The sequence below is a fragment of the Mycobacterium sp. genome (genome assembly GCF_052144515.1).
In the GTDB taxonomy this organism is placed as follows: domain Bacteria; phylum Actinomycetota; class Actinomycetes; order Mycobacteriales; family Mycobacteriaceae; genus Mycobacterium.
This window is the reverse complement of record NZ_JBKQQD010000381.1, coordinates 1-24,497: the sequence shown is the minus strand read 5'-3', so window position 1 is coordinate 24,497 and position 24,497 is coordinate 1. Positions and strand designations below refer to the sequence as shown.

Here is a 24,497-nt window from a genome sequence, read left to right as displayed (position 1 = left end):
GAGGCCCAGGCCCGCAAATAGCTAACGCTCGCGCAAGCCACACTGACACGCCTATTGTCAGAGGTGGACGTTGGGGGAGGTGAGCCCAGGTGCAGATCCTGGTTACCGCCGCCACCGGCACAGTCGGGCGGATGGTCGCACGGCAGTTGATTGCGGCCGGACACACGGTCAGCGGCATCGCTGAGCATCCGCACGCCTGCCTGGACCCGGGTGTCGAGTTCGTCTGCGCGCCGTTGTCCGACCCCGTTCTGCAACAACTGGCCGACGAGGCCGACGCGGTCATCCATCTCGCCCCCGTCGACCCCGTCGCGCCCGGCGCCGCCGGCATCAACGGCGTTGTCCAGGTAACCCATGCCGCCGCCCGCGCCGGTGCCCGACTGCTGTACGTGTCCCAGGCCGCGGGACGGCCCGACGTGTATCAGCCCGCCGAGGCGCTGGTGTCCACCAGTTGGGGGCCGAGCCTGGTGATCCGGATCGCGCCGCCGGTCGGCCGCCAGCTCGACTGGATGGTGTGCCGCACCGTTGCCACGCTGTTGCGCACCAAGTCCTCGGCGCAGCCGATGCGGGTGCTGCACCTCGACGACCTGGTCCGCTTCCTGCTGGTGGCGGTCGACACCGACCGCACCGGTGTCGTGGACCTGTCCACCCCCGATACCACCAACATGATTACCGCGTGGCGGCTCCTGCGATCAGCCGACCCGCGTTCGCGGGTGCACCGGGTGCAACGCTGGCCCCAGTTGGTGCCCGAGATGGATCTCAGTGCGGTGCAAGAGGATTGGCGGTTCGAGTTCGGCTGGCGCGCGGTCGACGCGGTCGCCGACACCGGGCGTGGACTTGTCGGCCGCAGACTCGACGCCGCGGGCGCGATCAGCCAGGGCGCTCAACTGGAGCTGCCGGTGGAAGCCCTGCCCCGATTCGAACCAACCGACGGGTTGCGCTCCGCGGCACCAGACGGGCTGGAGGGGGAGTTCGACGACCGGATCGATCCGAGGTTCCCGATCTTCAGTGCGAAGGGCCTCGCCGAGGCGCTGCCTGGACCGTTGACCCCAATGACGCTGGACGTCCAGCTAAGTGGACTGCGGATGGCCAGCCGGGTGATGGGTCAGCTCCTCGCGCTCGGCGGGGTGGTCGCCGACGAGTGGTGGAGCAGGTCCATCGCGGTGTTCGGTCATCGCCCCTACGTCGGGGTGTCGGCTAGCGTCGTCGCCGCGGGCCAGCTGCCCGGCTGGGACAAGCACGCCGTTGCCCAGCGCGCGCTCGGCGAGCCGCCGCCGGCCGGCGAGCTGCTGCCGTTCGGTCAGCCCCAACTGGCCGGCGGAGCACGCGGGTCGGTCGCCAAAGCGGTCGTCGCGGCGCGGTCCGTGGCCCTGCTGCGCCACCTCAGGAGCGACACCCGTGCCTACAGCGCCGCCGCCTCTTCGGAGCACTTGGACGCCAAACAGCTGGCCTCGCTGCCGGATGCCGGACTGGAAGTTCGAATCCCACTGTTGCGGGACCGCATTCACCAAGGCTGGATGCTCACCGCGATCTGGGTGATCGACACCGGTGTCACCGCCGCGGCGTTGGAATACACCCGCGCGGGCTCCAGCGTGTCCGGGGTCGACGCAATCGTGGAGAGCAGCCGTATCGCAGCGGAAACCGCCTCCCTGGCAACGGTATTGCGCGGCGATGGGCTCATGAGGGCGCTGGCCAAAGAAGGCGACGTCGACAGCGTGCGCACATTGTCTCCAAACGGCGCCGCCGCCCTTTCCGCGGCTCTCGCCCAAATCGGGCACCGCGGACCGGGGGAGGCTGAGCTGGCCAACCCGACATTCGGCGACGATCCGGCGATGCTGCTCCTCGCGGCCTCCCAAGTCGTCGACGCCGGTGAATCACCCAGCGAGCCGGTGCCTTCACCAACGCTGTCCCAGCGGCTGGCCGCCGGCGCTGACGATTCGCGGGAGTTAGCGTACGACACCACCATCCGCTTCACGCACGAGTTTCGAATGGCATTGCGCGAGTTGGGTTCTCGTCGGGTTGCCGCGAACCTGATCGATTTTGTCGACGACGTGTACTACCTGACCTGCGACGAACTGGTGACCATGCCGGCCGATGCCCGGCTGCGCATCAAACGACGGCGCGCCGAGCGGGAACGCCTACAAGCCCAGCGCCCACCCGATGTGATCGACAAGGCGTGGCTTCCGGTGGACCTAGAGCCACCGCCCGAGTGCTCTGAGCCTGACTAACCCAACAGGCCGCGTAAAAGCAACGCATTACGCACCGCATGACCGTGCGGGTCGTTGTTGAAGTACGTCCACACGTCCCGGCCGTCGTTGTCCCATTCGGCGATCAGGCCAGCCCAGTGCCGCAGGTCCTGTTCCGAGTACGAGCCGGCATACATGGAATCCGGGTCGGGGCCGTGCATCCTGACATACACCAGATCTGTCGTCGCTTGCGGAATGCACGGCAGGCCCGCGCCGCTCATCACCACGTAGGCGGCGCGGTGGCCGGCCAGGATCGCATACACGGCCGGATCGTTCCAGGACGGATGGCGCAACTCGACGGCAACCCGGATGAACTCCGGCACGCTGCCCAGGAATGAATCCAGGCGAGCGTCATCGCGGCGCTGCTCCGGGTGCAGCTGTACCAACAGCACACCGAGGCGATCGCCCAGCAGCTGCCAACAGCGTTCGAACCGCTCGATCCACGGTTCGGGCGTGCTCAGCCGGCGGTAGTGGGTCAGGCCGCGATGCGCCTTGACCGACATGGTGAATCCGTCCGGCAGCTGATCGCGCCATCCGGCGAATGTCGAATCTTTGGGCCAGCGATAGAAACTTGCGTTCAACTCGACGGTGTCGAAAACCTCGCTGTAGCGGGACAGCCGGCGCGACGCCGGGATCCCGGGCGGGTACAGCACATCCACCCAGTGGTTGTAGGACCACCCCGAGGTGCCGATCCGTACTGTCAACCGACCACCCGCTGGCGCACGTCGTCGTCGAGTGACACCCGGACGAGCGCAGCGGCCAGCCGCGCGTTGGCGCGCGGCGCGAGATCTCCCAGCTTCGCCGGGTCGGCGGGCAGGCCCAACCGCTTGGCGGCGGCCCTGGCTCGGTCGTCGAAGTGCGGTCGCACCCAGGTCCAGACGTCCTGGACTTCACGCAGAAAGATGTCGGCGCCGGTGTCGCCAATGCCTTTGAACTGCTTCAACTTTCGCGCGGTCGCTGCGACATCGTGTTGACTGCTCACGGCGAGCTCGCGTAGGTCGCCCGAGTACTCATCGCGGACCAGCTGGGCGATGTCGGTGAGCCGGGTTGCCGAGCTTTCGTCGTAGCGCACATAATGCGCGCGGCCGAACGCGCTGATCATGGTGCGCCGATCGGATGCCAGCACGGCCTTCGGCGTCCGCAGGCCCGCCTTGAACAGTTCACGCGCGGCGCGCATGGCGGTGGTGGCGTCAATGGGCTTGCTGGCCAGCATGCACAGCACCAGCAGCTGAAACAGTGGCATGGGTTTGTCGTTCATGCGGATCCCGGCCTCAGCCGCGTAGGTCGTGCCGGCGACCTTCAGCAGTCGTCGCACCACTTGCTCCGGCTTGTCCATACCCCGCGGCGTACCCGCAGCGGGCCCGGACAAACCGGCGCAAACCGGCAGGCTATTTGGCGGGCAGGCTGCGCGCATAGCCCACGCCTTTGGTGACCCAACCCTGAAGCTGGCGTTTGGTCTGCACTCCGTCGGCCTCAACGCGTAACCAGCCGCGGGCTTCTCGCCCGGCCATCACCATGGGGTTGACGTGGGCCCGTTGCAGCAGCTTGTCGGTGTCCTCCGGCGGCACCCGCACCATGAGGCCGCCCTGGCGGCTGACGGCCACGGACATGTTGCCGTTGATCAGAAACGCCAGGCCGCCAAACATGCGCTTCTCCTCGATGCCCTTCCCAAAACCGAGGAGTTCGCGGATCCGGTTGGCCAGATCCTCGTCATACGCCATGACGAAGTCAGTCCAAGTCCACCCGAATACTCAGCAGGTCGCTACCCATCAGGCGCACGACGGCGCTGTTGAGCCGGGGGAGGTTGCCCAGCCGCTGCACCGGATCATCGTCGGGCAGCAGGTGAGCGGTCCCGTTGCGCCACCGACCGCCGATGCGGACCCGAACAGCCGGATTGGCCTTGATATTGCGGACGTAATCCGAATGTTCACCGTGTTCGGACACCATCCAGAACTGGTTGTCCACCACGCGTCCGCCGACCGGGGTGTGTCGTGGCTGCCCGCTCTTGCGGCCAGTCGTCTCGAGCATGGTCACCGGCAGTTGCCGGCCGATCGGATTCACCGCGAGTCGTTGAACGCGGTGCACTACTTCCCGTTTGAGACTCACGCCTTCATTCAACCCCCATTCCATGCCAAGGGCCACGCCCGTGTCACGGACGTGGCCTTCGGTGCAGGTCAGGCGGCGACGGTCGCGGCCGCTGTGCCTTCCGAAGGCGCCAGCGCCTCGGCGACGATCTCGGCGACGTCGGTCATCGGCTTGACGGTCAGCGCGTCGAGCACCTGGGCCGGCACGTCGTCCAGATCCGGCTCGTTGCGCGACGGGATGAAAACCGTTGACAGACCCGCACGTTGAGCGGCCAGCAGCTTCTGCTTGACGCCACCGATGGGCAGCACCCGGCCGTTCAGCGTGACCTCGCCAGTCATGCCGACATCAGAGCGGACCTGACGTCCGGTGGCCATCGACACCAGCGCCGTGACCATCGTGACACCGGCCGACGGGCCGTCCTTGGGGATCGCACCCGCGGGCACGTGCACGTGGATGCGCCGGTCCAGCGTCTTCGGGTCCACGCCCAGCTCCGAAGCATGCGAGCGCACGTAGGACAGCGCGATCTGCGCCGACTCCTTCATCACGTCACCCAATTGACCGGTCAGCTGCAGATTCGGCTCGCCCTCGGTTGCCCCGGCTTCGATGTAGAGCACATCGCCGCCCAGGCCGGTAACGGCCAGCCCGGTGGCGACACCGGGCACCGCCGTGCGTTCGGCCGATTCCGGGGTGAACCGCGGCCGGCCCAGGTAACCGACCAAATCGGGCTCATCAAGGATTTTGGGAGTCATCGGCCCGCTATCCTCGGCCAGCTTGGTGGTCACTTTGCGCAACGCCTTGGCCAGCAGCCGCTCGAACTGCCGAACCCCTGGCTCGCGGGTGTAGTCCGCGGCGATCTTGCGCAGCGCCGCGTCGGTCACCGTGACCTCGTCGTCGTTCAGCGCCGCGCGCTCCCGTTGCCTCGGCAGCAGGTAGTCGCGGGCGATTGCGACCTTGTCGTCCTCGGTGTAGCCGTCGATCTGCACCAGCTCCATGCGGTCCAGCAGGGCCGACGGGATGTTCTCGATCACGTTGGCGGTGGCCAAGAACACCACATCGGACAGGTCGAGGTCCAGGTCCAGGTAGTGGTCGCGGAACGTGTGGTTCTGCGCTGGGTCGAGCACCTCGAGCAGCGCGGCGCTCGGGTCACCGCGATAGTCGGACCCGACCTTGTCGATCTCGTCCAGCAGCACAACGGGATTCATCGAACCCGCCTCGCCGATCGCACGCACGATCCGGCCCGGCAGCGCGCCCACGTAGGTGCGCCGGTGCCCGCGGATCTCGGCCTCGTCGCGCACACCGCCCAGGGCGACGCGGACGAACTTGCGGCCCAGCGCCCGCGCCACGCTCTCGCCCAGCGATGTCTTGCCGACGCCGGGCGGACCGGCCAGCACCATCACCGCGCCGGAGCCGCGCCCGCCCACGACCTGCAGCCCGCGCTGCGCGCGCCGGGTACGCACGGCCAGGTACTCGACGATGCGGTCCTTGACGTCGTCCAGGCCGTGGTGGTCGGCGTCCAGGATCTCCCGAGCGGCGCTCAGGTCGGTCGAGTCCTCGGTCCTGACGTTCCACGGCAGGTCGAGCACGGTGTCCAGCCAGGTCCGGATCCAGCCGCTTTCCGGGCTTTGGTCGCTGGCACGTTCCAGCTTGCCGACCTCACGCAACGCGGCCTCGCGCACCTTCTCGGGCAGCTCGGCGGCCTCGACCCGGGCCCGGTAATCATCGGACCCGTCGGGCTCGCCCTCGCCCAGTTCCTTGCGGATGGCGGCCAGCTGTTGGCGCAGCAGGAACTCCTTTTGCGTCTTCTCCATGCCGTCGCGTACGTCCTCGGCGATCTTGTCGTTGACCTCGACCTCGGCCAAATGCGAACTGGTCCAGTCGATCAGCACGCGCAGCCGCTCGGCGACGTCCACGGTCTCCAGCAGCTGGCGTTTCTGCACATCGGTCAGGTAGGACGCGTACCCGGACGTGTCCGCCAGGGCCGATGGATCGGTCAGGCTGTTGACGTAGTCGACGATCTGCCACGCCTCGCGGCGTTGCAGCATGGCCAGCAGCAACTTTTTGTACTCCGCCGCCAGGGTCTTGATCTCGTCGGTGGGCTCCCCTTCGGGGGCCTCGGTCACCTCGACCCACAGTGCGGCGCCGGGGCCGGTAGCTCCCGCCCCGATGTGCGCCCTGCGCTCGCCGCGCACAACGGCGGCGGTGCCGCCGCCGGGCATGCGTCCGACCTGCAGAATCTTCGCGATCACGCCGTGCGTCGCATACCGGTCTTCCAGCCGCGGGGCGATCAGCAGCTGCCCCGATTCGCTGGCCTGCGCGGCGTCGATGGCCGCCCGTGCGGCGTCATCCAGTGCGATGGGCACGACCATCCCCGGCAACACAATGGTGTCGGTGACAAACAGCACCGGAACCGATTTGGCTTCAGACATCAATCCTCCAAAGTTAAGCCTGTTGCGCTCAACCCTTTAGAGAGGTGGTTTGTTCCCGTGCCGCTGTGCCGGCCGGTCACCGCGACACTGAAACCACGCACACGACACGCCGATGCGGTTCGCCGTGGCTGCAGTCTCGCGGCTCCCGACGGACTAAACCGACGCGGAAGCGGCGCGCTGGCGGGCCCGGAAGGCCTGCACCTTGACCTTGTTCCCGCAGGTGCCCATCCCACACCAATGCCGGTTCTTCGCCCTCGACGAGTCGAGGTAGAGGCGCGTGCAGTCGACGTGGGCACACCCTTTGACGTTGTCGATGTCGCCTCCGGCGAGGAGGTCCAGCAAGTCCGCGGCCAGGGTGGCGAGCAGCTGCGATGGCGTGCCGTCGCGGCTGGTCGATCCGGCTGCGTCCAATCGCGGGGTGAGCCGGGGTTGCGACGCACGGTCGTTGATCAGGTCGACGTCGGCGACCTCGAGCGGGCGGTGCTCGAGTCGGGCGGTAACCACCCGGTAGATGGCTTCGCGAAGCTCTGTTGCGGCCGCGAGATCGTCCTCGGTGACAGCGATGGCGGCATCCACCAGTCCCGCCTGGACTGCCCACGCTGACAGCCGATCAGGCTCCGTCAGCAGTTCCTCACGGGCTGACCTGCGGTACTTCAGGGTGCCGGCGAAGTCGAGGCACCGGCGACCACTCACGTAGACGAACCTCATGTAACCACCTTGACAGGTTTCATCGGTTCGTACAAGCTGTAACTTGCTAAGACGGTTACATCACTGGAGGGTTGCACTCTCGTCGCAATGGAGCGATAGCGCGAACGAGAAGGGCATTTCGACCGTCTAGGGAAGTGACCATCGGTCTTAGCCATTACGAAAAATGGAAGGAAATTCCGAAAATGATCACGAAACTGCTTGTGGGCGGAGCTATCGTCCTTGGCGCCATCGTGGGAGTTGCGGGAGCGGCACCAGCCAGCGCCGACAACCCGAGCCAGTCCGGCACCGACTCGAACCCCTTCGCCGCCCTGACCACCGGCTCCCCAAGGACAGCTCCCCCCGGCCCGGGTGTGACGCAAGAGCTCGACCAGGGAATCTGGGCGGGTCTCGCCGGCTAGGCCGCCACGGTCCCGACCATCGCGATCCGGGCAATCCCGAGCAGGTACGCGACGTCCCGGCCAACGAGGACTCGCCTGCTCAGCGCGATGGTCGGGAGCGACCCGGCCGGCAAGACCGTCGCCGCCGCGAGGCCGTAACAACCGACTGGCGCCCAGCTTCAGGCCAGCGCCCGAACGGGGCCGATGCGTTCCGCTCACTCGGCAATGTCGGCCCACCATTCGGTGACGAGCCTGGCGTATTCGGCTGGCTTTTCCTCCCAGCAGAAGTGGCCCGCGCCCGCGATCAGGTCAACACGGCTGCGTGGGAGGCGCTGTTGCAGGAAGTCGGCGTTGACCGGTGGCACCACCTGGTCGTCGGCCCCGGCGACGACGCGGACCGGCGTTTGAATTTGGGGGAGCAGGTCGGCCAGTTGAGGAAGGTACTCGCGGTAGCTTTGGGCGTACGGGATCGTTCTGGCGAAACGGTCGCCTTCGTAGCCGGACATGTAGTCCTCCCGGATCTCGGCGGAAGGGACGTACCCCTCGATTGTGCCGAGCGCGATCTCCACGATCTTGCGCCCGCCCATCTGTCGGTACGGCTCCAGGTCGGTGGCCTCAACCCAATCTTTTAAGACGCCGGTCACTTCGAGGGGCACCGCAGCACCTCCGCTGCCGACCACAATGGTGCGGAACCGCCCCGGCTGCGCGGCGGCGGCAAATAACGACGACGAGGTGCCGATGTCGGGCCCCACGAGATGCGGATTGTCCAACCCGAACGTGTCGGCGATACGAATGATGAAGTCACCCATTGCCTTTGGGTTCATTAGCGATTCGCGATAGTCCGACTTGCCGAACCCCGGCGGGTCAATCGCCAGCAGGCGCGCGTGGGCCGCGAGGTCCTCCCAGGCGGGTTCGAACGCGTATACGCTTTCCGGCCACGGGCTCATCAAGATCGCGTCGCGATCGCCTTCCCCACCCTGGGCGAAACGCACCGACAATCCGTCGATCGTGATGAATTGGGGACGAATGAGAGAACTCATTTCCACTCCTCGTGGCGTCTCATCAGCCGCGCTGGCGGGGCGTCGCCGGCACCGGCAGGGCCCGCCTCAAGTGTGAGCTTCCGACTCCTGCACCGCATCACCCAAACGGGTGATATTGGCGCTCGCCGCCGCCCGCGCCGACGCCGAGCATCGGTCAATCCGGCGGTGGTACCGGACCCAGCCGCTGCAACTGGGTCACATGCTTGGGCGACAGCTCCTCCAGGCAGGTCACACCCAGCAGCCGCATGGTCCGGATCACCCCGCTCTTCAGGATTTCGATCGCGCGCCGCACGCCCGCCTCGCCGCCGGCCATCAGCCCGTAGAGGTAGGCCCGCCCGACCAGCGTGCACCGGGCTCCCAGCGCGATCGCCGCGACGATGTCGGCACCCGACATTATGCCGGTATCCAGCAGGATCTCGGTGTCCTTGCCGAGTTCACGCGCTACCGCGGGCAACAGGTGAAACGGCACCGGGGTCCGATCGAGTTGGCGGCCACCGTGATTGGACAGCACGACGCCGTCGACACCGCGCTCGACGACGGCGCGGGCGTCGTCGAGCGTCTGGATCCCTTTCACGACGAACTTGCCCGGCCATTGGGCTTTGATCCAGCCCAGGTCGTCGAAGGTGACGCTGGGGTCGAACATGGTGTTTAGGTACTCGCCGACGGTGCCCGGCCAGCGATCCAGCGACGCGAAGGCCAGCGGCTCGGTGGTCAGCAGATCGAACCACCAGCGTGGGTGCGGCAGCGTGTCGAGCACGGTGCGCAGCGTCAACGCCGGCGGGATCGCCATGCCGTTGCGGGTGTCGCGCAGCCGCGCGCCGGCGACGGGGACGTCGACCGTGACCAGCAGGGTGTCGTATCCTGCGTCGGCCGCGCGCTTGACCAACGCCATCGACCGGTCGCGATCGCGCCACATGTACAGCTGAAACCATTTACGGCCCTGCGGAACAGCGGTCACCACGTCCTCGATCGCGGATGTGGCCAGGGTGGATAACGAGAACGGGATGCCCGCGGCGGCCGCTGCCCGTGCGCCCGCGATCTCACCCTCGGTGTGCATCAGCCGGGTGAATCCCGTGGGCGCGATGCCGAACGGCAAGACGACCGGATGGCCCAGCACGTTCCATCCGGTGGCCACGTTGGTGACGTCGCGCAGGATCGTCGGGTGAAACTCGATGTCGCGGAAGGCTTGTCGGGCGCGCCCGATGGACAGCTCGTCCTCGGCGGCACCGTCGGTGTAATCGAACGCCGCCTTCGGGGTGCGCCGTTTGGCGATGCGTCGCAGATCCTCGATGGTCAGCGCGGCGTCGAGGCGGCGCTTGGTGCGGTCGAGCTCGGGTCGTTTCAACTGGATCAGCGGCGCCAGGTCGTGGGCCCTGGGCACCCGTCGTTTGACCGCCATATGTGCCACGGTAGTCACATGGAATCCGCAAGCGATCCCTTCGATCTGAAACGCTTCGTCGACGCGCAGGCGCCGGTCTACCTCGGCGTCGTGGAGGAGCTGCGGGACGGACGGAAGCGCAGCCACTGGATGTGGTTCGTCTTTCCACAACTGCTCGGCCTGGGCAGCAGCCCGATGGCCGTCCGCTACGGCATCTCGTCGCTTGATGAAGCCCGCGCGTATCTACGGCATGACCTGCTCGGGCCGCGACTGCATGAGTGCGCCCGGCTGGTCAACCAGGTTCAAAGCCGCTCCATCGGCGAAATCTTCGGCTCGCCCGACGACCTCAAGCTGTGCTCGTCGATGACCCTGTTCGCCCATGCCACCGAAGACAATCAGGACTTCGTCGCGCTGCTCGACAAGTACTACGACGGCCGGCAAGACCAACTGACGCTGGCGAGGCTGATCAGCTGACCGGCTCGAGTATCCGCCAGCCATGCGCCTCGACGACCACCTCGCCGACAACGTCTTGAGGCGGCGCGGCTGATCCGGCGAGAACCTGTGCTCGTTTAACGCCGAGCTCGGGCAGAGCCAGGTGCAACGGTTCGTCATCGATGTTGAGGGCGACCAGCAATGCGTTGTCCCCGCAGCGGGTTTCGTAGACGTAGTGCAAGTTGTCCAACCGCAACGTGGTGGTCGACGCGGCGTGTAGCCATGAATGACGGCGACGCAGCCCGATGAGGTACTGGTGCAAGCTCCACGCCCGGGCGCCGGACGCGTCCAGTTGCATTGGGGGAGAGCCGAATTCCGGGCGCACCGCATCGTCACCGCCGTAGCGTTCCTCCTTGACACCGCGAAAGCCGAACTCGTCGCCGGCGTAAACGCTGGGCACCCCGCCGACCGTCAGCTGGATCACCAGCGCGTGGGCGAGATGGTCGGGGTTCTGCAGGCGGCTGGCGATACGGGTGACGTCGTGATTGCCGATGAACGTCAGCGGCGCGAAGCTGGCTAGAAACTCGTTGTGCCGCTGCAGCGCCCAGTCCAGCTCGAAAAAGTTGCCGTCGTTGAGGCCGCTCCAGGTCGCCTTCCACAGTTCGTACTGGGTCGCCGAGTCGAAACCGGCGGCATCGACCACCGCCGCGTAGTCGCCGTGGATGAGTTCGCCGACGAACCACGCCTCCGGATGCAACTCACGAACCCTCGGCAGCACCGCCGACCAGAACTGTTGCGGCACAGCGTAAGCCGCGTCCAAACGCCAGCCATCGGCGCCGCGTCCCAACCAGTGCGACATGACTTCGACGGTGTAGTCGGCGACCTCGGGGTTGTCGTGGTTGAGGGTAATGAGTTCAGAGTGGCCCTCGAACGTATCGCCGCTGAACCAGCCGGGTGCTGCATCGCGATGGCGCGGGAAGTCCAGGCCGACGTGATTGAACACACCGTCGAGCAGCATGCGCAGGCCGCGACCGTGCGCCTCGGCGACGACGTAGTCGAAGTCGGCGTCGTCACCGAGCCGAGGATCGATCCGGAAGTGATCGGTGGTGTCGTAACCATGGGTGCGCGAGGCGAAGATCGGGCCCAGGGCGATGCCTGATGCCCCCAATTCGATGGCGTGGTCGAACCACGCGACCAGCCGCCGGAGCCGGTGCTCATCCGGCCCCGGCGGCTGATCCGCGGGAAACGCACCGACAAAACCGAGCGGGTAGACCTGCCACCAGATCGCGTGCGAGACCCACGATGCCATCACCACGCCGTGCTCAACCGACCGAGGCCAGTGTCTGGGACGTGGTGATGGCCTGTGCCACACCGGAAATGATCGCCGCAGCCCTCAGCGCCTCCAGCACGGCCTCGCGGCTTATTCCCGCCTCGCGCAGCGTGTGCTCGTGGGCAACCACGCAGTGTGAGCACCCGTTGATCGCCGACACCGCGAAGGACCATAGTTCGAAATTCGCCTTCTCCACACCCGGATTGGCGATCACGTTCATGCGCAGTCCGGTGCGCAGATCGTCGTAGCGGCCTTCGAGGAATTCGCGGCCACGGTAGAACACGTTGTTCATGCCCATGACGGACGCCGCGGCCAGCGCGGCGTGGTATGCCTCAGCGGTCAGATTGTCGGCCGCTTCGGCGCCGATCTCGGCCAGCACCTGGGTGTTTCGCGTTGCCGCGGCGCTGGCCAGCAGGGTGCCCCACAGCTGCTCCTCGTTGAGCGTCGTGCTGCGGGCGATCGAGCCCAGGTTGAGCTTCAGGTCCTTGGCGTATTCGGGCAGCGCTTCTTTGAGATTTTCGATGCTCATCATTTCCTCCAGATCACGCCGACTTCTTGAGCAATTCGCCAGCGTTCAGCGTCGGGTCGCCCTTGCGCCAGTTGCAGGCACACAGCTCGTCGGATTGCAGTGCGTCCAGCACTCGCAGCACCTCATCGACGTTACGCCCCACGGATCCGGCGGTCGCCGAGACGAATTGGATCTCGTTGTTGGGGTCGACGATGAAGGTTACCCGGTCGGCGACGCCGTCGGCGTTGAGCACCCCGGTGGCACCGACCAACTCCCGCTTGATGTCCGAGAGCATTGGAAAAGGCAACTTCTTCAGGTCCTCATGCTGTGCGCGCCATTGGAAGTGCACGAACTCGCTGTCGATCGACGCACCAAGGATCTGCGCGTCGCGATCCTCGAACTCGTCGTAGAGCTTGCCGAACGCCGCGATCTCGGTCGGACACACGAACGTGAAGTCCTTCGGCCAGAAGAACACCACGCGCCACTTACCCGGGTGGTCGTCGCTGGTGATGGTCGTGAAGTAGTCCTCGGGTTGCTGCGCGTCGACCTTCGACAGGTCGCCGCCGATCAGCGCGGTGAGCCGGTAGGCGGGGAACTGCTCGCCGATGGTGAGCAAAGACATCTGTGCTCCTTTACTGGATTAACTCAAGATTAGCTGTCTGTGCCCATGGTGGCCTCACCTTACTGAGAAGTAAAGGTGATATTTACCACTAGACTAATAGGCATGACCGATAAGAGTTTTCAGCCGACCCTCGCCGGGCTGCGGGCGTTCGTCGCGGTGGCAGAGAAGCGGCATTTCGGCAGTGCGGCAACAACTCTCGGCGTAAGCCAGTCGACGCTGTCGCAGGCGCTGGCCGCGCTGGAAACCGGCCTCGGCAGCCACCTCGTCGAGCGATCCACACGCCGGGTCCGCGTAACGCCCGAGGGCGTGCAGCTGCTGCCGCTCGCCCGGGCCGTGATCGACGCGGCGGAGACGTTCACCGCCGCGGCCGCGGGCACATCGGATCCGCTGCAGGGCAGCATGCGGTTGGGTCTGATCCCCACCGTGGCGCCCTACGTGCTGCCGGCCGTGCTCGCCGGGCTCACGCAGCGACTGCCCGCGCTGACCCTGCGGGTGGTCGAGGACCAGACCGAGCGGCTGCTGGCGTCCCTGCGCGACGGGGCACTGGATGCCGCGCTGATTTCGCTGTCCCTGTCCGGGCCTGCCGGCACCGACGGCCTCACCGCGATCCCGATCTACGACGAAGATTTCGTGCTCGCGCTACCACCCGGGCACCCACTGTCGGGCAAGCACAAGGTGCCGTTAGCGGCGTTGGCCGAGTTGCCGCTGCTGTTGCTCGATGAGGGTCACTGCCTGCGCGATCAGGCCCTGGACGTCTGCCAGAAGGCGGGGATACGGGCGGACGTTGCCGACACCCGGGCGGCCTCCCTGGCGACCGCCGTGCAATGCGTGGCGGGCGGATTGGGGGCAACGCTCATCCCGCAGAGCGCGGCGCCCGTCGAGGCCGCGCGCAGCCGGCTTGGGCTCGCGGAGTTTGCGGCTCCCCGCCCGGGCCGGCGGGTCGGCCTGGTGTTCCGCTCGTCGAGTGGCCGCGACGAATCCTATCGGCTGCTCGCCGCGATCATCGGGGAGCTGGTGAGCGCCGAGCAGAAGGTACGCCCGATCAAATCGACACGTTAAGTTCGGCGTATGGAGAAGGTAATCGCCGTGCTGATGCGCCCCGAGCCGGATGACGACTGGTGCGATCGCCAACGGGGTCCCGTCGCCGACGCGCTGTTGGGGCTGGGCATCGCCGGGCTATCGGTCAACGTCCGCGACAGCGCGGTCGGCCACTCACTGATGACGCTGACGACGCTGAACCCGCCGGTGGCCGCGGTGGTGAGCCTGTGGACCCAGCAGTGCTACGGCGAGCAGACGGCGGCGGCGCTGAACCTGCTCGCAGCCGAGTGCGAACAACTCGGTGCGTACCTGGTTACCGAATCGGTCCCGCTGAAAGCGCCACCGGTCGAGTTAGGTTCTCGCACACCGGGTTTAGCCAACATCGCGCTGCTGCGCCGGCCCGCCGGCCTAGACCAGGCGACCTGGCTGAACCGGTGGCAACTCAACCACACCAGCGTCGCTATCGAGACCCAGTCGACCTTCGGCTACACCCAGAACTGGGTGGTGCGAACACTCACTCCAGACGGACCGGGAATCGCGGGCATCGTCGAAGAGTTGTTCCCCGCGGAGGCGATCACTGATTTGAAGGCGTTCTTCGGTGCCGCCGACGACAACGACCTGCAGGACCGGCTGGGCCGGATGGTCGCCAGCACAACCGCATTCGGCGCCAACGAGAACATCGACACCGTCCCGACCAGCCGCTACGTATTCAAGACACCATTTGAAATGTGAGGGCAAGACATGACCACACTTGACGAAGCCGTGGCGCTGGCGGCCGCAGAAAGCGGCCTGGCGGTGATCTCCACCGTTCGTGCCGACGGGTCCGTGCAGGCTTCGCTGGTCAACGTCGGCCTGTTGCCCCACCCCGCCAGCGGACAAACCTCGCTGGGCTTTACCACCTACGGCAAGGTCAAACTCGCCAACTTGCGGGCGCGGCCACAGCTGGCCATCACTTTCCGCAACGGATGGCAATGGGCGACCGTCGAAGGCCGCGCGGACCTGGCCGGCCCCGATGACGCCGCGCCCTGGCTCGCCGACGCCGACCAGTTGCGGCTGCTGCTGCGCGAGGTGTTCACGGCCGCGGGCGGCACCCACGACAACTGGCCGGAATACGACCGAGTGATGGCCGAGGAGCGCCGTGCCGTGGTGCTGATTGAGCCGACCCGCGTCTACAGCAACGGCTAGGCTGCAGCGGTGCTGCAGATCGACGACGAAAAGCATGTCCGCACCCTCACGCTGAACCGGCCCGAGGCGCTCAACGCGTTCAACGAAGCCCTCTACGACGCCACCGCCGAGGCGCTGTTAGCCGCCGCCGACGATCCAGAGGTCGCCGTGGTGTTGCTCACCGGCACCGGGCGCGGCTTCAGTGCCGGTACCGATCTCGCCGAGATGCAGGCTCGTATCACCGACCCGAATTTCACGGAGGGAAAGCACGGCTTCCGCGGACTGATCGACGCGCTCAGCGGTTTTCCCAAACCGCTGATCTGCGCCGTGAACGGCGTCGGGGTGGGCATCGGCGCCACGATCCTCGGCTACGCCGATCTGGCGTTCATGTCGTCGACGGCACGGTTGAAATGCCCGTTCACCAGCCTGGGCGTGGCGCCCGAAGCGGCGTCGTCATACCTGTTGCCCCAGTTGGTGGGCCGGCAGAACGCCGCCTGGCTGTTGATGTCCTCGGAATGGGTCGACGCCCAGGAGGCGCTGCGGATGGGGCTGGTCTGGCGGGTGTGCGAGCCGGAGGAGTTGCTGCCGGAAGCCCGTCGTCATGCCGAAATCCTTGCCGCGCGGCCGATTTCGAGCCTGATGGCGGTCAAGCACACCATGCTCGAGCCGGTCCGTCCGGAGATCGCAACCGCGACCGCGCGAGAAAACGCCCATTTCGCCGAGCTGATGGGAACGCAGGCAAACGCGGCTGCCCTCGCGGATTTCACCCAGCGTCGCGCAACGTGACGAGGATTTAAACCGAGCCCGGTGTGCTCAGCGCGCGGGGACGGCGTCGAGTTCGGCTTCGCTCTGCTTTGAAGCCGCGATGATCGCCCGCAGCGTGCGCCGGCAGCGTCCGCAGTCGCCGCCCGCCCCGCACACGGCGGCAACCTCTTTAGACGTCGACGCGCCACTAGCGACAGCGTCGGACACTGTCTGGTTGGTGGCCCCCACGCACAGGCAGACGTACATCAGACCCCCACCCAAACCGCCGAAAGCACAGCCCGCATATTAGTAGAGTCTAACCTAACTAGGTTAGTGGAGTCTAACCTAAGTCTCCCGAGCGTGACGCGCCGTCGGTGCGCCAAACACTGCACTGACCCCGACCTGCTGCATTAGATTCGAAACCGGCATCGCAACGTGCCACAACAACACTGCGCAGTGCGGCTCCAGCCCAGCCCACCCGCAGCGGTCCGACATGACAGCCTTCCTACGCCTAGGAGTGATCATGCAAGGTGATCCCGACGTTCTGCGCCTGCTCAACGAACAACTCACCAGCGAACTCACCGCGATCAACCAATATTTCCTGCACTCGAAGATGCAGGACAACTGGGGCTTTACCGAGTTGGCCGAGAAAACCCGCGAAGAGTCCTTCGACGAAATGCGGCACGCCGAGGCGATCACCGATCGCATCTTGATCCTCGACGGCCTGCCGAACTACCAGCGCCTGTTCTCATTGCGCATCGGCCAGACGCTGCGCGAGCAGTTCGAGGCTGACCTGGCTCTCGAATATGACGTGCTGAACCGCCTCAAGCCCGGAATCATCATGTGCCGGGAAAAGGAGGACAGCACTACCGCGATCTTGTTCGAGAAAATCGTGGCCGACGAGGAACTGCACGTCGACTACCTCGAGACGCAGCTGGAGCTGATGAACAAGCTCGGGGAGGAGCTGTACTCGGCGCAGTGTGTTTCGCGCCCGCCGAGCTGACGTCCGCGCGAAACCCCTGCGCAAACGTCTGCCCACAGCAACGCCTGTGAAGTGCTCGACGCTGGGTACCCGTTAGCATCGGACGCCCCGACGGGAAGGCAGGCATGACAAGCCCGAGAGCAGCAGCGGCGGCCCCGGCCACCCCGGCCGCGGACCCCGGATCCGGCAGCGCGCTGATCAGCCCGCAGCGGCGCAATCTCATCTTCGTGGCGATCGTGCTGGGGATGCTGCTCGCGGCGCTGGACCAGACCATCGTCGCGACCGCGCTGCCGACCATCGTCGCCGATCTGGGCGACGCCGGTCATCAATCATGGGTCGTCACCAGCTACCTGCTGGCCTCGACGATCGTCACCGCGCTGGTCGGCAAGCTCGGTGACCTGTTCGGCCGCAAGCGGATCTTTCAGGCCGCGGTGGTGTTCTTCGTCGTGGGGTCGGTGCTGTGCGGGCTGGCGCAGTCGATGGCATGCTGGTGGGATCGCGGGCCCTGCAGGGGATTGGTGGCGGCGCGATCACCGTCACGGCCAGCGCGCTGATCGGTGAGGTCGTCCCGCTGCGGGAGCGGGGCCGCTACCAGGGCATTTTGGGCGCGGTATTCGGTGTCACGACGGTGATCGGTCCGCTGCTGGGGGGCTACTTCACGGACTACCTCACGTGCTCATCGTGCAGAACACCTCCAATTTCGAAGACCTCGGCGTGGCCACCTCAGGCGTGACGTTCTTTCGCACCATCGGCAGCTCGTTCGGTGCCGCGATATTCGGTTCGTTGTTCTCGAACTTCCTCAAAGGCCGGATAGGTCCGGCCCTGGCCGCCAGTGGGGTGCCCGCCTCCGCGGTCGGTTCTCCTGAAGGCCTACACCGGCAGCCGCGCAGCGTCGCGGCGCCGATCGTGGAGGCCTACGCCGATTCCCTCACCCAGGTGTTCCTGTGCGCCGCGCCGGTCGCCCTGGTCGGCTTCGTGCTGGCGTTGTTCCTGCGCGAGGTGCCGCTGCGCGATATCCACAACAGCGCAGTCGATCTCGGCGACGGGTTCGGCATGCCGACCACCGACACTGCGGAAGCCTGCTGGAGAACGCGATCGCCCGCATGTTGCGCGGCGCCCCCGGGATGCGGCTGCGCAGCATCGCCATGCGACCCGACTGTCGCCTCGACGTTGCGGGGCTGTGGGGTGTTATGCGGATCTACCGCTTCGGGCAGATGAACGGGACGGCTCGGCTCAGCGATATCGGCGACTCGCTGCGCATACCCTTCGAGGTCCTCGAGCCCCCCTTCGACCGCCTGGCCGCCACCGGCTACGTGCAACGCGAGGGCGACCAGATGTGGCTGACGCAATCCGGCGCTCAGCAGGTCGATTACGTGTACTCGCTGCTATTGGCCTGGATTGCCGACAAGCTGGCCCGCTCGCCCAGCTTCGAGGGGCGGCCGGACCATCGCGATGTCGAAGCCGCCCTGGAACGAATCGCGCATCGCGTTCTGGCTCAACGCGATTGGCACGACGAACCGCCGACACACGCGTTGACCGCCGGGAGACGCCGGAACGCGTGAAGCGCGGGCGTACCATCACGCCATGAGCCGAATCGGATCATTCGCTGACGACGACGTCTACAGCTGGGCTACGAAATCGCCCGAGCTCGGCGTCGCGCTCGCCAACTTCAGCCAAGCGGTCTACAACAAGAACCGCCTGCCGCTGCGCACCCGCGAAATCGCGCGAACGGTGATAGCCCACGACAACCAGTGCATCGTCTGCGTCAACACCCGCGACGCCGATGGGCCCGCCGCCGGTGTGGACGAAGAGCTCTACGAGCACGCCCTCGAGTGGCGCACCTGGCCGGGGTACAGCGCACAGGAGCGGCTGGCCGCGGAATTCGCGCACCGGTTCGCCACCGAGCACACCGTGCTGCGCGACGATGAATACTTCTGGAGCCGGTGCATGGAACACTTCTCCGAGGAGTTACTCGCCGACCTGGCCTTATCCTGCGCGCTGTGGGTCGCCATGGGACGCGTCCTGCGGACCCTGGATATCGGCCAGTCCTGCAAGCTGACGTTGCCCAGCCGCGCCTGACGGCGATCAAGCAACCACAATGACCGCCACGCCCCTGGCCGCGGCGGCGATCGCCCAACTCGAGGCCGAGGGCGTCGACACCGTCATCGGCACCGCCGTGAACCCGGCCGGGCTCACCCAAGCCAAAACCGTGCCGATCCGCCGGACCAACACGTTCGCCGATCCCGGCCTGGGTGCCAGTCCGTCGTGGCATGCCTTCGCCATCGACCAAACCGGCATCGCCTTCACCGACGACGTCGGCGTGGTCGGTGATCAGCGGCTCCGCATCGACATCTCGGCTTTGCGGCTCATCGGTGACGGATTGGCCTGGGCGCCGGCCGCGTTCTTCGAGCAGGACGGCACACCCGTGCCCGCGTGCAGCCGCGGGACGCTGGGCCGGATCGAAGCCGCGCTCTCCGAAGCCGGCATCGAGGCGTTGATCGGCCACGAAATCGAGTTCCTGCTGGTAGATCCCGACGGCGGCCGGCTGCCGTCGGCGCTGTGGGCGCAGTACGGCCTTGCCGGCGTGCTCGAGCACGAGGCCTTCGTCCGCGACGTCAACACGGCGGCCGCAGCGGCCGGTGTCGGGATCGAGCAGTTCCATCCCGAATACGGGGCCAACCAGTTCGAGATCTCACTGGCGCCGCTGGCCCCCGTGGCCGCCGCCGATCAGCTCGCATTGACCAGACTCATCATCGGCCGTGCCGCCCGCCGGCATGGGATGCGCGTCAGCCTGTCGCCGGCGCCATTCGCCGGGAGCGTGGGATCTGGTGCACACCAACACTTCTCGTTGACTCGACAGGAAGAAGGCCCGCTGTTTTCCAGCGGAACCGGCGCGGCGGGCATGACGACTGCGGGGGAGGCGGCGGTGGCCGGCGTGCTGCGTGGGCTGCGGGAGGCCCAGGGCGTGCTGTGCGGATCGATCGTGTCCGGGCTGCGGACGCGGCCGGGCAACTGGGCGGGGGCCTATGTCTGTTGGGGCACCGAGAACCGCGAAGCTGCAGTGCGATTCGTCAAAGCCGGCCCCGGCAACCCGCAGGGCAGCAACGTCGAAGTCAAAGTCGTCGATCCGTCCGCCAACCCATATTTCGCGTCGGCGGCGATCCTCGGGCTGGCGCTCGACGGAATCACGCACAACCTGGCACTACCAACGGAAACGACGATTGACCCGGCCAAGCTCTCCGATTCGGACCGCGACCAGGCCGGCATCGAACTCCTGCCCGAAGCCCAGGCTGAAGCCATTGCTGCACTTGACGACTCGCGGCTTTTGCGCGACATCCTGGGCGATCCGGCGGTCGACATGGTGGTGGCGGTACGCCGCCTGGAGCAGGACCGCTACGGCAACCTCGGCCCCGAGGAGCTGGCGGACAAGTTCCGGATGGCCTGGAGCCTGTGAGCGCATGCGAGTGCCTGTGACCCCTTCTGCGCTGGCCCAACACATCGACGCGGTCGCGCTGATTGACCACCATGTACACGGGTGCTGGTTGACGGCGGGGGGCAGGCGCCGGTTCGACAACGCACTGAACGAGGCCAACACCGAACCTCTGGCGGACTTCGACTCCGCGTTCGATTCCCAACTCGGCTTCGCCGTGCGGACCCACTGCGCTCCCATCCTGGGATTGCCCAAGCACGTTGACCCACAGCGGTATTGGGAGCACCGTGGCCAATTCAGCGAAGCCGAGCTGGCCCGGATGTTTCTGCCGGCCGCTCACGTGTCCGACTGGCTGGTGGACACCGGCCTCGGTGCTGACGTGACGGATGTGTCGGCTGTGGCCGAACTGTCCGGCGGCCGGGCGCACGAGATAGTCCGGCTCGAGCAGGTCGCCGAGCAGGCCGCGCGGACGCCGGGGGATTACGCGACGGCATTCCGCGAAATCCTGGGTGAGCGCGCGGCCACCGCGGTCGGCACCAAGTCCATCCTGGCCTACCGCGGCGGGTTCGACGGCGACCTGAGCGAGCCGTCGGCGGCGCAAGTCGCCGAGGCCGCCGGCCGGTGGCGCGACCGCGGCGGTGTCCGGTTAGACGACCGGGTTCTGCTGCGTTTCGGGCTGCACCAGGCGCTGCGACTCGGCAAGCCGTTGCAATTCCACGTCGGCTTCGGCGACCGCGACTGTGATCTGCACAAGACCAATCCGCTTTATCTGCTTGACTTCTTGCGGCAGTCCGGCGACACCCCGATCATTCTGCTGCACTGCTATCCCTACCAGCGCGAAGCCGGCTACTTGGCGCAGGCGTTCAACAACGTCTATCTCGACGGCGGGTTGAGCGTGAACTACCTCGGGGCTCGCGCGCCCGCATTCATCGCCCGGCTGCTGGAACTGGCGCCGTTTCGCAAGATCCTCTACTCGTCGGACGGCTACGGTCCGGCGGAACTCCACTACCTCGGTGCCGCGTTGTGGCGCAACGGTATTCACCGAGTGCTGCGCGGCTTTGTCGAGGGTGGCGACTGGAGCGAAGCCGACGCGATACGGGTGGTCGACTTGATTGCCCGCGACAATGCCGCCCGCCTCTATCGCGTTTGACGATGCGCGACACGTGGTATATAGCCCGTTATGAGCGCCCTAGGCGATGTCGTGAACTGGACCCGCGACCAAGTCGTGTCGCGAGTCCCCAAAGCCGACCTCGATCAGCGGGATCCCGACTATATCCGCGACCAGCTGCCCGGGACATGGCTGCTGGCGTCGCTGTATTTCCGGGCCGACGTCAAGGGCCTGGACCGGATTCCCGCCGAGGGGCCGGTGCTGCTGATCGGCAATCACAGTGGCGGCAACGTGCCGCCGGACACGTTCGTGTTCACGCTGGCGTTTTGCTCGTACTTCGGCGTCGAGCGGCCCTTCTACCAATTGGCGCACAACCTCGTCGTCTCGGCACCTCCGTTGGGCTGGCTGCGCAAATTCGGCACCGTTGCCGCCAACCATGAAAATGCCCGCTTAGCCTTGGAGTCCGGAGCGGCGCTGCTGGTCTACCCGGGCGGCGACTACGAGGTCTTCCGGCCGTCCTGGGAGCGTCACAAGGTCGACTTCGGCGGGCGGATGGGTTACGTGCGGTTGGCGCGGGACGCCGGCGTGCCGATCGTCCCCGTCGCCAGCGTCGGCGGCCAGGAAAGCGCGCTCTTCCTCAGCCGCGGGCAATGGCTGGCCAAACTGCTCAGAACGGATAGGTTGCTGCGGCTCAAGAGCATCCCGATATCGCTGGCGTTGCCGTGGGTGCTGAACATCAGCGACCTAGGGGGCCACTTCCCGCTGCCCACCAAGATTGCGATCGAGGTTCAGGAACCGATGGAAGTCGACGGTGATGACGAGGCCGTGCACGACAAAGTGCTGGCCAGCCTGCAGGCCGGCGTCGACCGTCTGGCCGCCAAGCGTCGCTTCCCGGTGCTCGGCTGATGCGCGTCGAACGCCAATGCGTGATCAACGCCGATCGCGACGAGGTCTGGAAGATTGTCGGCGACCCGGACTGCTACCCGTCGTTCATGACGAACCTGGAGCGCTGGGAGTCGGCGAACGAGCAGCGTAGTGGCGTCGGCGCGCGCTACACCGTGCACTGGAAGATCGGTTCCGTCCCGGTTGGCGGTCTGATCGAGGTGGTCGAGTTCGACGAGGGGCGTGACCTGGCTTTCGTGGGCATCACCGGCATCACCCTGCGGGGCCGGATCCGGCTGCGTGATGGCGGCCAGGGTCAAACGAAGGTGACGTTCCGGCTGTCGTATCAGGCGCCGGGCGGGATATTCGGTTACATCGCCGACCGGATCGCCGTGCGCCAGGTGGGTCGCACACTGGCCGGCACCCTGGAATGCCTCAAGGGGCTTGCCGAGTCTTAGCGCTAGAGCGGAATGAACCGCCGCAGCTTGCCGCTGGCCTGGTGGCGCCGCAGGCTGTCGGTAACCCGGATCCGGATCGTCGGCTCGGACAATCCGTACCTGCGCAGCCCGGCGATCAGCGAGGAGGTCAGTGCTTCGGTGTCCAAGGCGTCGGGGGCACCGACCACCACGATGTCGGCTCCGGTGGCCGTCTGGGTGACCTGATACTCCGACACGCGCGGGTCGGTGCCCAGGACATGTCGAAACGCGATCGGCGGCACCGTCGTTGCCCCGTAACGGAAGTCGTCGTCGCGTCGCCCGCCGATGTCGGCGACGCGCGCGAACGCGCCGCCGCATCCGCACGCTCCGGCCAGCGAGGTGACCTGGTCGCCGAGGTCGTAGCGGATGAACGGGAAGGTCCAATTGCTCAGCCCGGTGGCCAACGTCCGCGCCGCCGGCTCGTCGGGCCCGACCGGGGTTCCGCTGTCGTCGACGCGCTCGATGATGATTTCGTCCTCGCAGACATGCAGCCCCTCACCACGCCCGCAGCCGACGGCCTGCACACCGATTTCGGTTGAGCCCCAGACGTTGTGGATCGGCGCGCCCCAGGCCTCACCGATCGCCTGCCGATCCTCGTCGAGCAGCGGCTCCGAGTTGGTGCTTACCCGCACCGGCTCAATTCGGAGGTCACCGGCCAGGGTCGCGCGGGCAAGCCGCCCGATAACCGACGAATAGCCGACCAGGTGTGTGGGTTGGGCAGTCGCCATCGCGGCGAGCACCTCGTCGAACGGCGCACCCGCGGCGATCACGACCGTCTCCATGCCCGCGGCCGCCGGGATGTCGAACAGCGGCGTGCTGGCGTGCGGCGGGACACCGGCCTCCAGCACCGCGAGCCGGCTCGAAACCCCCGGTTTGCGGCTCTCTTCGCGCGCCTGCATGCGCCAGGCCAGGCACGCTGCCGAGACGAAGAATTGCCAATCCCAGACGTACACACCGCGCACCCCGCTGGAACCACCCGAGCTGAAGATCTGCTGACCGTCCGGGGTGTACGAAAACCATTGCTGCTCAACGAGAATATGTTCGGCGCCGGCGCGGTCGAGGCCGGCTGCGGTGACGATGGTGTCCCACTGCTCCTGGGCTTCCTGCTTCGTCATCATCGGAAGCGACGCCAGATCGGCGACCGTGGCAGACGATGGGTCGAGCGCCTCGAGCCGCCCGGCGTGAAACGGTGAGCGTTCCCGCGCGTAGGCCAGCAGCGCCCGCAGCCGGTGGTTCTGGTAATTCTCGATCCGTTGGCGCGACCAATCCAAGCGCGTGACGTGCTCTTCGAGCGCGGCCCGCACCGCGGTGAGATGCGCTGCACGCATCCGCTGGTAGGCCGCCCGCGGCTCTGCCCTCACAAGCTGCCCTGCATGAGTGCGAGTCTGACACGCCGCTAAGGCGGGGCTTCGCCTTCGCTCACATCGAAGCGTCCGATCATCAACTGGCCATCTGTGGCCTTCCCGTCGAGCAAGATTGCCAGTGTTCCGCCGTCGAGCCATTCCAGTTGCTGCTGCTGCTCCG

Annotated in this window: 26 protein-coding genes and 1 pseudogene; 14 read left to right on the top strand and 13 right to left on the bottom strand. The window is 66.6% G+C overall.

The genetic code is table 11. The features are described 5' to 3' along the window. Positions 1-89 precede the first annotated feature (89 nt). Positions 90-2,225 (top strand): NAD-dependent epimerase/dehydratase family protein, encoded by a 2,136-nt coding sequence (locus ACLP9N_RS25445; protein ID WP_442409976.1) that lies wholly within the window; start codon positions 90-92, stop codon positions 2,223-2,225. Here ACLP9N_RS25445 and ACLP9N_RS25440 read toward each other — a convergent pair. From ACLP9N_RS25440 to ACLP9N_RS25415, 6 genes are all read right to left on the bottom strand, one after another. Continuing rightward, a complete protein-coding gene (locus tag ACLP9N_RS25440) occupies positions 2,222-2,947 on the bottom strand; it encodes a DUF72 domain-containing protein (RefSeq protein ID WP_442409975.1) in 726 nt (241 codons plus the stop codon). The two genes, ACLP9N_RS25445 and ACLP9N_RS25440, sit on opposite strands and share 4 nt — an antisense overlap. After that, positions 2,944-3,579, bottom strand: a complete 636-nt coding sequence (locus ACLP9N_RS25435) for an endonuclease (protein ID WP_442409974.1) — start codon at positions 3,577-3,579, stop codon at positions 2,944-2,946. The genes ACLP9N_RS25440 and ACLP9N_RS25435 overlap by 4 nt, the downstream gene beginning before the upstream one ends. A 52-nt stretch (positions 3,580-3,631) precedes the next feature. Next, positions 3,632-3,964: a TfoX/Sxy family protein gene (locus tag ACLP9N_RS25430; RefSeq protein WP_442409973.1), complete on the bottom strand. Its 333-nt coding sequence runs from the start codon at positions 3,962-3,964 to the stop codon at positions 3,632-3,634. A 7-nt stretch (positions 3,965-3,971) separates the two neighbouring features. Further along, positions 3,972-4,373: a nitroreductase family deazaflavin-dependent oxidoreductase gene (locus ACLP9N_RS25425; RefSeq protein WP_442409972.1), complete on the bottom strand. Its 402-nt coding sequence runs from the start codon at positions 4,371-4,373 to the stop codon at positions 3,972-3,974. A 44-nt stretch (positions 4,374-4,417) separates the two neighbouring features. Then, positions 4,418-6,754, bottom strand: coding sequence for an endopeptidase La (lon, locus tag ACLP9N_RS25420; RefSeq protein ID WP_442409971.1), 2,337 nt, complete (start codon positions 6,752-6,754; stop codon positions 4,418-4,420). A gap of 153 nt (positions 6,755-6,907) precedes the next feature. Then, positions 6,908-7,462, bottom strand: a complete 555-nt coding sequence (locus ACLP9N_RS25415; protein WP_442409970.1) for a CGNR zinc finger domain-containing protein — start codon at positions 7,460-7,462, stop codon at positions 6,908-6,910. Between the two features lie 182 nt (positions 7,463-7,644). Between ACLP9N_RS25415 and ACLP9N_RS25410 the strand changes: the two genes are divergently transcribed. Further along, entirely contained in the window at positions 7,645-7,860 is a 216-nt protein-coding gene (locus tag ACLP9N_RS25410) for a hypothetical protein (RefSeq protein WP_442409969.1), read from the top strand. Between the two features lie 194 nt (positions 7,861-8,054). Here ACLP9N_RS25410 and ACLP9N_RS25405 read toward each other — a convergent pair whose 3' ends face one another. Both ACLP9N_RS25405 and ACLP9N_RS25400 read right to left on the bottom strand, forming a co-directional pair. Further along, complete coding sequence (locus ACLP9N_RS25405; protein WP_442409968.1) at positions 8,055-8,879, bottom strand: alpha/beta fold hydrolase; 825 nt, start codon at positions 8,877-8,879, stop codon at positions 8,055-8,057. A gap of 154 nt (positions 8,880-9,033) precedes the next feature. Beyond that, positions 9,034-10,278: an alpha-hydroxy acid oxidase gene (locus ACLP9N_RS25400; RefSeq protein ID WP_442409967.1), complete on the bottom strand. Its 1,245-nt coding sequence runs from the start codon at positions 10,276-10,278 to the stop codon at positions 9,034-9,036. Between the two features lie 18 nt (positions 10,279-10,296). On the opposite strand from ACLP9N_RS25400, the gene ACLP9N_RS25395 reads away from it, so the two are divergent. Beyond that, positions 10,297-10,731 (top strand): DUF1810 domain-containing protein, encoded by a 435-nt coding sequence (locus ACLP9N_RS25395; protein ID WP_442409966.1) that lies wholly within the window; start codon positions 10,297-10,299, stop codon positions 10,729-10,731. Here the strand turns inward: ACLP9N_RS25395 and ACLP9N_RS25390 are convergent. From ACLP9N_RS25390 to ACLP9N_RS25380, 3 genes are read right to left on the bottom strand one after another with little or no spacing between them, the layout of a single operon-like run. Then, positions 10,724-11,998 (bottom strand): alpha-amylase family protein, encoded by a 1,275-nt coding sequence (locus ACLP9N_RS25390; RefSeq protein WP_442409965.1) that lies wholly within the window; start codon positions 11,996-11,998, stop codon positions 10,724-10,726. The two genes, ACLP9N_RS25395 and ACLP9N_RS25390, sit on opposite strands and share 8 nt — an antisense overlap. 13 nt (positions 11,999-12,011) lie before the next feature. After that, positions 12,012-12,548 carry an alkyl hydroperoxide reductase gene (locus ACLP9N_RS25385; protein ID WP_442409964.1) on the bottom strand — a complete coding sequence of 179 codons (537 nt, stop codon included), beginning with the start codon at positions 12,546-12,548 and terminating at the stop codon, positions 12,012-12,014. A gap of 13 nt (positions 12,549-12,561) precedes the next feature. Beyond that, positions 12,562-13,149 (bottom strand): peroxiredoxin, encoded by a 588-nt coding sequence (locus ACLP9N_RS25380; RefSeq protein ID WP_442409963.1) that lies wholly within the window; start codon positions 13,147-13,149, stop codon positions 12,562-12,564. A gap of 102 nt (positions 13,150-13,251) precedes the next feature. Here ACLP9N_RS25380 and ACLP9N_RS25375 point away from each other — a divergent pair, with 102 nt between their 5' ends. The 4 genes from ACLP9N_RS25375 to ACLP9N_RS25360 are packed head-to-tail and all read left to right on the top strand — an operon-like array spanning position 13,252 to position 16,137. Then, a complete protein-coding gene (locus ACLP9N_RS25375; RefSeq protein ID WP_442409962.1) occupies positions 13,252-14,208 on the top strand; it encodes a hydrogen peroxide-inducible genes activator in 957 nt (318 codons plus the stop codon). A gap of 9 nt (positions 14,209-14,217) precedes the next feature. Next, positions 14,218-14,919, top strand: a complete 702-nt coding sequence (locus ACLP9N_RS25370) for an EthD domain-containing protein (protein ID WP_442409961.1) — start codon at positions 14,218-14,220, stop codon at positions 14,917-14,919. A 9-nt stretch (positions 14,920-14,928) separates the two neighbouring features. Next, the gene (locus ACLP9N_RS25365) at positions 14,929-15,372 is read left to right on the top strand and encodes a PPOX class F420-dependent oxidoreductase (RefSeq protein WP_442409960.1); all 444 of its coding nucleotides are present in this window, start codon (positions 14,929-14,931) and stop codon (positions 15,370-15,372) included. Positions 15,373-15,381: 9 nt separating this feature from the next. Further along, a complete protein-coding gene (locus tag ACLP9N_RS25360) occupies positions 15,382-16,137 on the top strand; it encodes an enoyl-CoA hydratase/isomerase family protein (protein ID WP_442409959.1) in 756 nt (251 codons plus the stop codon). 27 nt (positions 16,138-16,164) lie between these two features. Here ACLP9N_RS25360 and ACLP9N_RS25355 read toward each other — a convergent pair whose 3' ends face one another. After that, on the bottom strand, positions 16,165-16,362 hold the full coding sequence (locus tag ACLP9N_RS25355) for a (2Fe-2S)-binding protein (protein ID WP_442409958.1): 198 nt from the start codon (positions 16,360-16,362) through the stop codon (positions 16,165-16,167). 256 nt (positions 16,363-16,618) lie between these two features. Between ACLP9N_RS25355 and bfr the strand changes: the two genes are divergently transcribed. From bfr to ACLP9N_RS25320, 7 genes and pseudogenes are all read left to right on the top strand, one after another. Next, positions 16,619-17,098, top strand: coding sequence for a bacterioferritin (gene bfr / locus ACLP9N_RS25350; RefSeq protein WP_442409957.1), 480 nt, complete (start codon positions 16,619-16,621; stop codon positions 17,096-17,098). A 104-nt stretch (positions 17,099-17,202) separates the two neighbouring features. After that, a pseudogene (locus ACLP9N_RS25345) lies at positions 17,203-18,639 on the top strand (MFS transporter). A 22-nt stretch (positions 18,640-18,661) separates the two neighbouring features. Then, positions 18,662-19,156: a carboxymuconolactone decarboxylase family protein gene (locus ACLP9N_RS25340; protein ID WP_442409956.1), complete on the top strand. Its 495-nt coding sequence runs from the start codon at positions 18,662-18,664 to the stop codon at positions 19,154-19,156. Between the two features lie 19 nt (positions 19,157-19,175). Then, positions 19,176-20,531, top strand: coding sequence for a glutamine synthetase family protein (locus tag ACLP9N_RS25335; RefSeq protein ID WP_442409955.1), 1,356 nt, complete (start codon positions 19,176-19,178; stop codon positions 20,529-20,531). Positions 20,532-20,535: 4 nt separating this feature from the next. After that, positions 20,536-21,657: an amidohydrolase family protein gene (locus tag ACLP9N_RS25330; RefSeq protein WP_442409954.1), complete on the top strand. Its 1,122-nt coding sequence runs from the start codon at positions 20,536-20,538 to the stop codon at positions 21,655-21,657. 30 nt (positions 21,658-21,687) lie between these two features. Beyond that, positions 21,688-22,521, top strand: a complete 834-nt coding sequence (locus ACLP9N_RS25325) for a lysophospholipid acyltransferase family protein (protein ID WP_442409953.1) — start codon at positions 21,688-21,690, stop codon at positions 22,519-22,521. Next, positions 22,521-22,955, top strand: a complete 435-nt coding sequence (locus tag ACLP9N_RS25320) for an SRPBCC family protein (protein WP_442409952.1) — start codon at positions 22,521-22,523, stop codon at positions 22,953-22,955. Before ACLP9N_RS25325 ends, ACLP9N_RS25320 begins: the two co-directional genes overlap by 1 nt. A gap of 2 nt (positions 22,956-22,957) precedes the next feature. Here the strand turns inward: ACLP9N_RS25320 and ACLP9N_RS25315 are convergent, their stop codons facing one another. After that, entirely contained in the window at positions 22,958-24,301 is a 1,344-nt protein-coding gene (locus tag ACLP9N_RS25315) for a phenylacetate--CoA ligase family protein (protein WP_442409982.1), read from the bottom strand. Positions 24,302-24,497 lie beyond the last annotated feature (196 nt).

What these genes read in the sequence shown, in the direction of transcription:
- ACLP9N_RS25435 (WP_442409974.1), bottom strand. Translation starts at nt 3,579, where the DNA reads ATGGACAAGCCGGAGCAAGTGGTGCGACGACTGCTGAAGGTCGCCGGC.
- ACLP9N_RS25430 (WP_442409973.1), bottom strand. Translation starts at nt 3,964, where the DNA reads ATGGCGTATGACGAGGATCTGGCCAACCGGATCCGCGAACTCCTCGGT.
- ACLP9N_RS25425 (WP_442409972.1), bottom strand. Translation starts at nt 4,373, where the DNA reads ATGGAATGGGGGTTGAATGAAGGCGTGAGTCTCAAACGGGAAGTAGTG.
- lon (WP_442409971.1), bottom strand. Translation starts at nt 6,754, where the DNA reads ATGTCTGAAGCCAAATCGGTTCCGGTGCTGTTTGTCACCGACACCATT.
- ACLP9N_RS25415 (WP_442409970.1), bottom strand. Translation starts at nt 7,462, where the DNA reads ATGAGGTTCGTCTACGTGAGTGGTCGCCGGTGCCTCGACTTCGCCGGC.
- ACLP9N_RS25410 (WP_442409969.1), top strand. Translation starts at nt 7,645, where the DNA reads ATGATCACGAAACTGCTTGTGGGCGGAGCTATCGTCCTTGGCGCCATC.
- ACLP9N_RS25405 (WP_442409968.1), bottom strand. Translation starts at nt 8,879, where the DNA reads ATGAGTTCTCTCATTCGTCCCCAATTCATCACGATCGACGGATTGTCG.
- ACLP9N_RS25400 (WP_442409967.1), bottom strand. Translation starts at nt 10,278, where the DNA reads ATGGCGGTCAAACGACGGGTGCCCAGGGCCCACGACCTGGCGCCGCTG.
- ACLP9N_RS25395 (WP_442409966.1), top strand. Translation starts at nt 10,297, where the DNA reads ATGGAATCCGCAAGCGATCCCTTCGATCTGAAACGCTTCGTCGACGCG.
- ACLP9N_RS25390 (WP_442409965.1), bottom strand. Translation starts at nt 11,998, where the DNA reads ATGGCATCGTGGGTCTCGCACGCGATCTGGTGGCAGGTCTACCCGCTC.
- ACLP9N_RS25385 (WP_442409964.1), bottom strand. Translation starts at nt 12,548, where the DNA reads ATGAGCATCGAAAATCTCAAAGAAGCGCTGCCCGAATACGCCAAGGAC.
- ACLP9N_RS25380 (WP_442409963.1), bottom strand. Translation starts at nt 13,149, where the DNA reads ATGTCTTTGCTCACCATCGGCGAGCAGTTCCCCGCCTACCGGCTCACC.
- ACLP9N_RS25375 (WP_442409962.1), top strand. Translation starts at nt 13,252, where the DNA reads ATGACCGATAAGAGTTTTCAGCCGACCCTCGCCGGGCTGCGGGCGTTC.
- ACLP9N_RS25370 (WP_442409961.1), top strand. Translation starts at nt 14,218, where the DNA reads ATGGAGAAGGTAATCGCCGTGCTGATGCGCCCCGAGCCGGATGACGAC.
- ACLP9N_RS25365 (WP_442409960.1), top strand. Translation starts at nt 14,929, where the DNA reads ATGACCACACTTGACGAAGCCGTGGCGCTGGCGGCCGCAGAAAGCGGC.
- ACLP9N_RS25355 (WP_442409958.1), bottom strand. Translation starts at nt 16,362, where the DNA reads ATGTACGTCTGCCTGTGCGTGGGGGCCACCAACCAGACAGTGTCCGAC.
- bfr (WP_442409957.1), top strand. Translation starts at nt 16,619, where the DNA reads ATGCAAGGTGATCCCGACGTTCTGCGCCTGCTCAACGAACAACTCACC.
- ACLP9N_RS25340 (WP_442409956.1), top strand. Translation starts at nt 18,662, where the DNA reads ATGAGCCGAATCGGATCATTCGCTGACGACGACGTCTACAGCTGGGCT.
- ACLP9N_RS25335 (WP_442409955.1), top strand. Translation starts at nt 19,176, where the DNA reads ATGACCGCCACGCCCCTGGCCGCGGCGGCGATCGCCCAACTCGAGGCC.
- ACLP9N_RS25330 (WP_442409954.1), top strand. Translation starts at nt 20,536, where the DNA reads ATGCGAGTGCCTGTGACCCCTTCTGCGCTGGCCCAACACATCGACGCG.
- ACLP9N_RS25325 (WP_442409953.1), top strand. Translation starts at nt 21,688, where the DNA reads ATGAGCGCCCTAGGCGATGTCGTGAACTGGACCCGCGACCAAGTCGTG.
- ACLP9N_RS25320 (WP_442409952.1), top strand. Translation starts at nt 22,521, where the DNA reads ATGCGCGTCGAACGCCAATGCGTGATCAACGCCGATCGCGACGAGGTC.
- ACLP9N_RS25315 (WP_442409982.1), bottom strand. Translation starts at nt 24,301, where the DNA reads ATGCGTGCAGCGCATCTCACCGCGGTGCGGGCCGCGCTCGAAGAGCAC.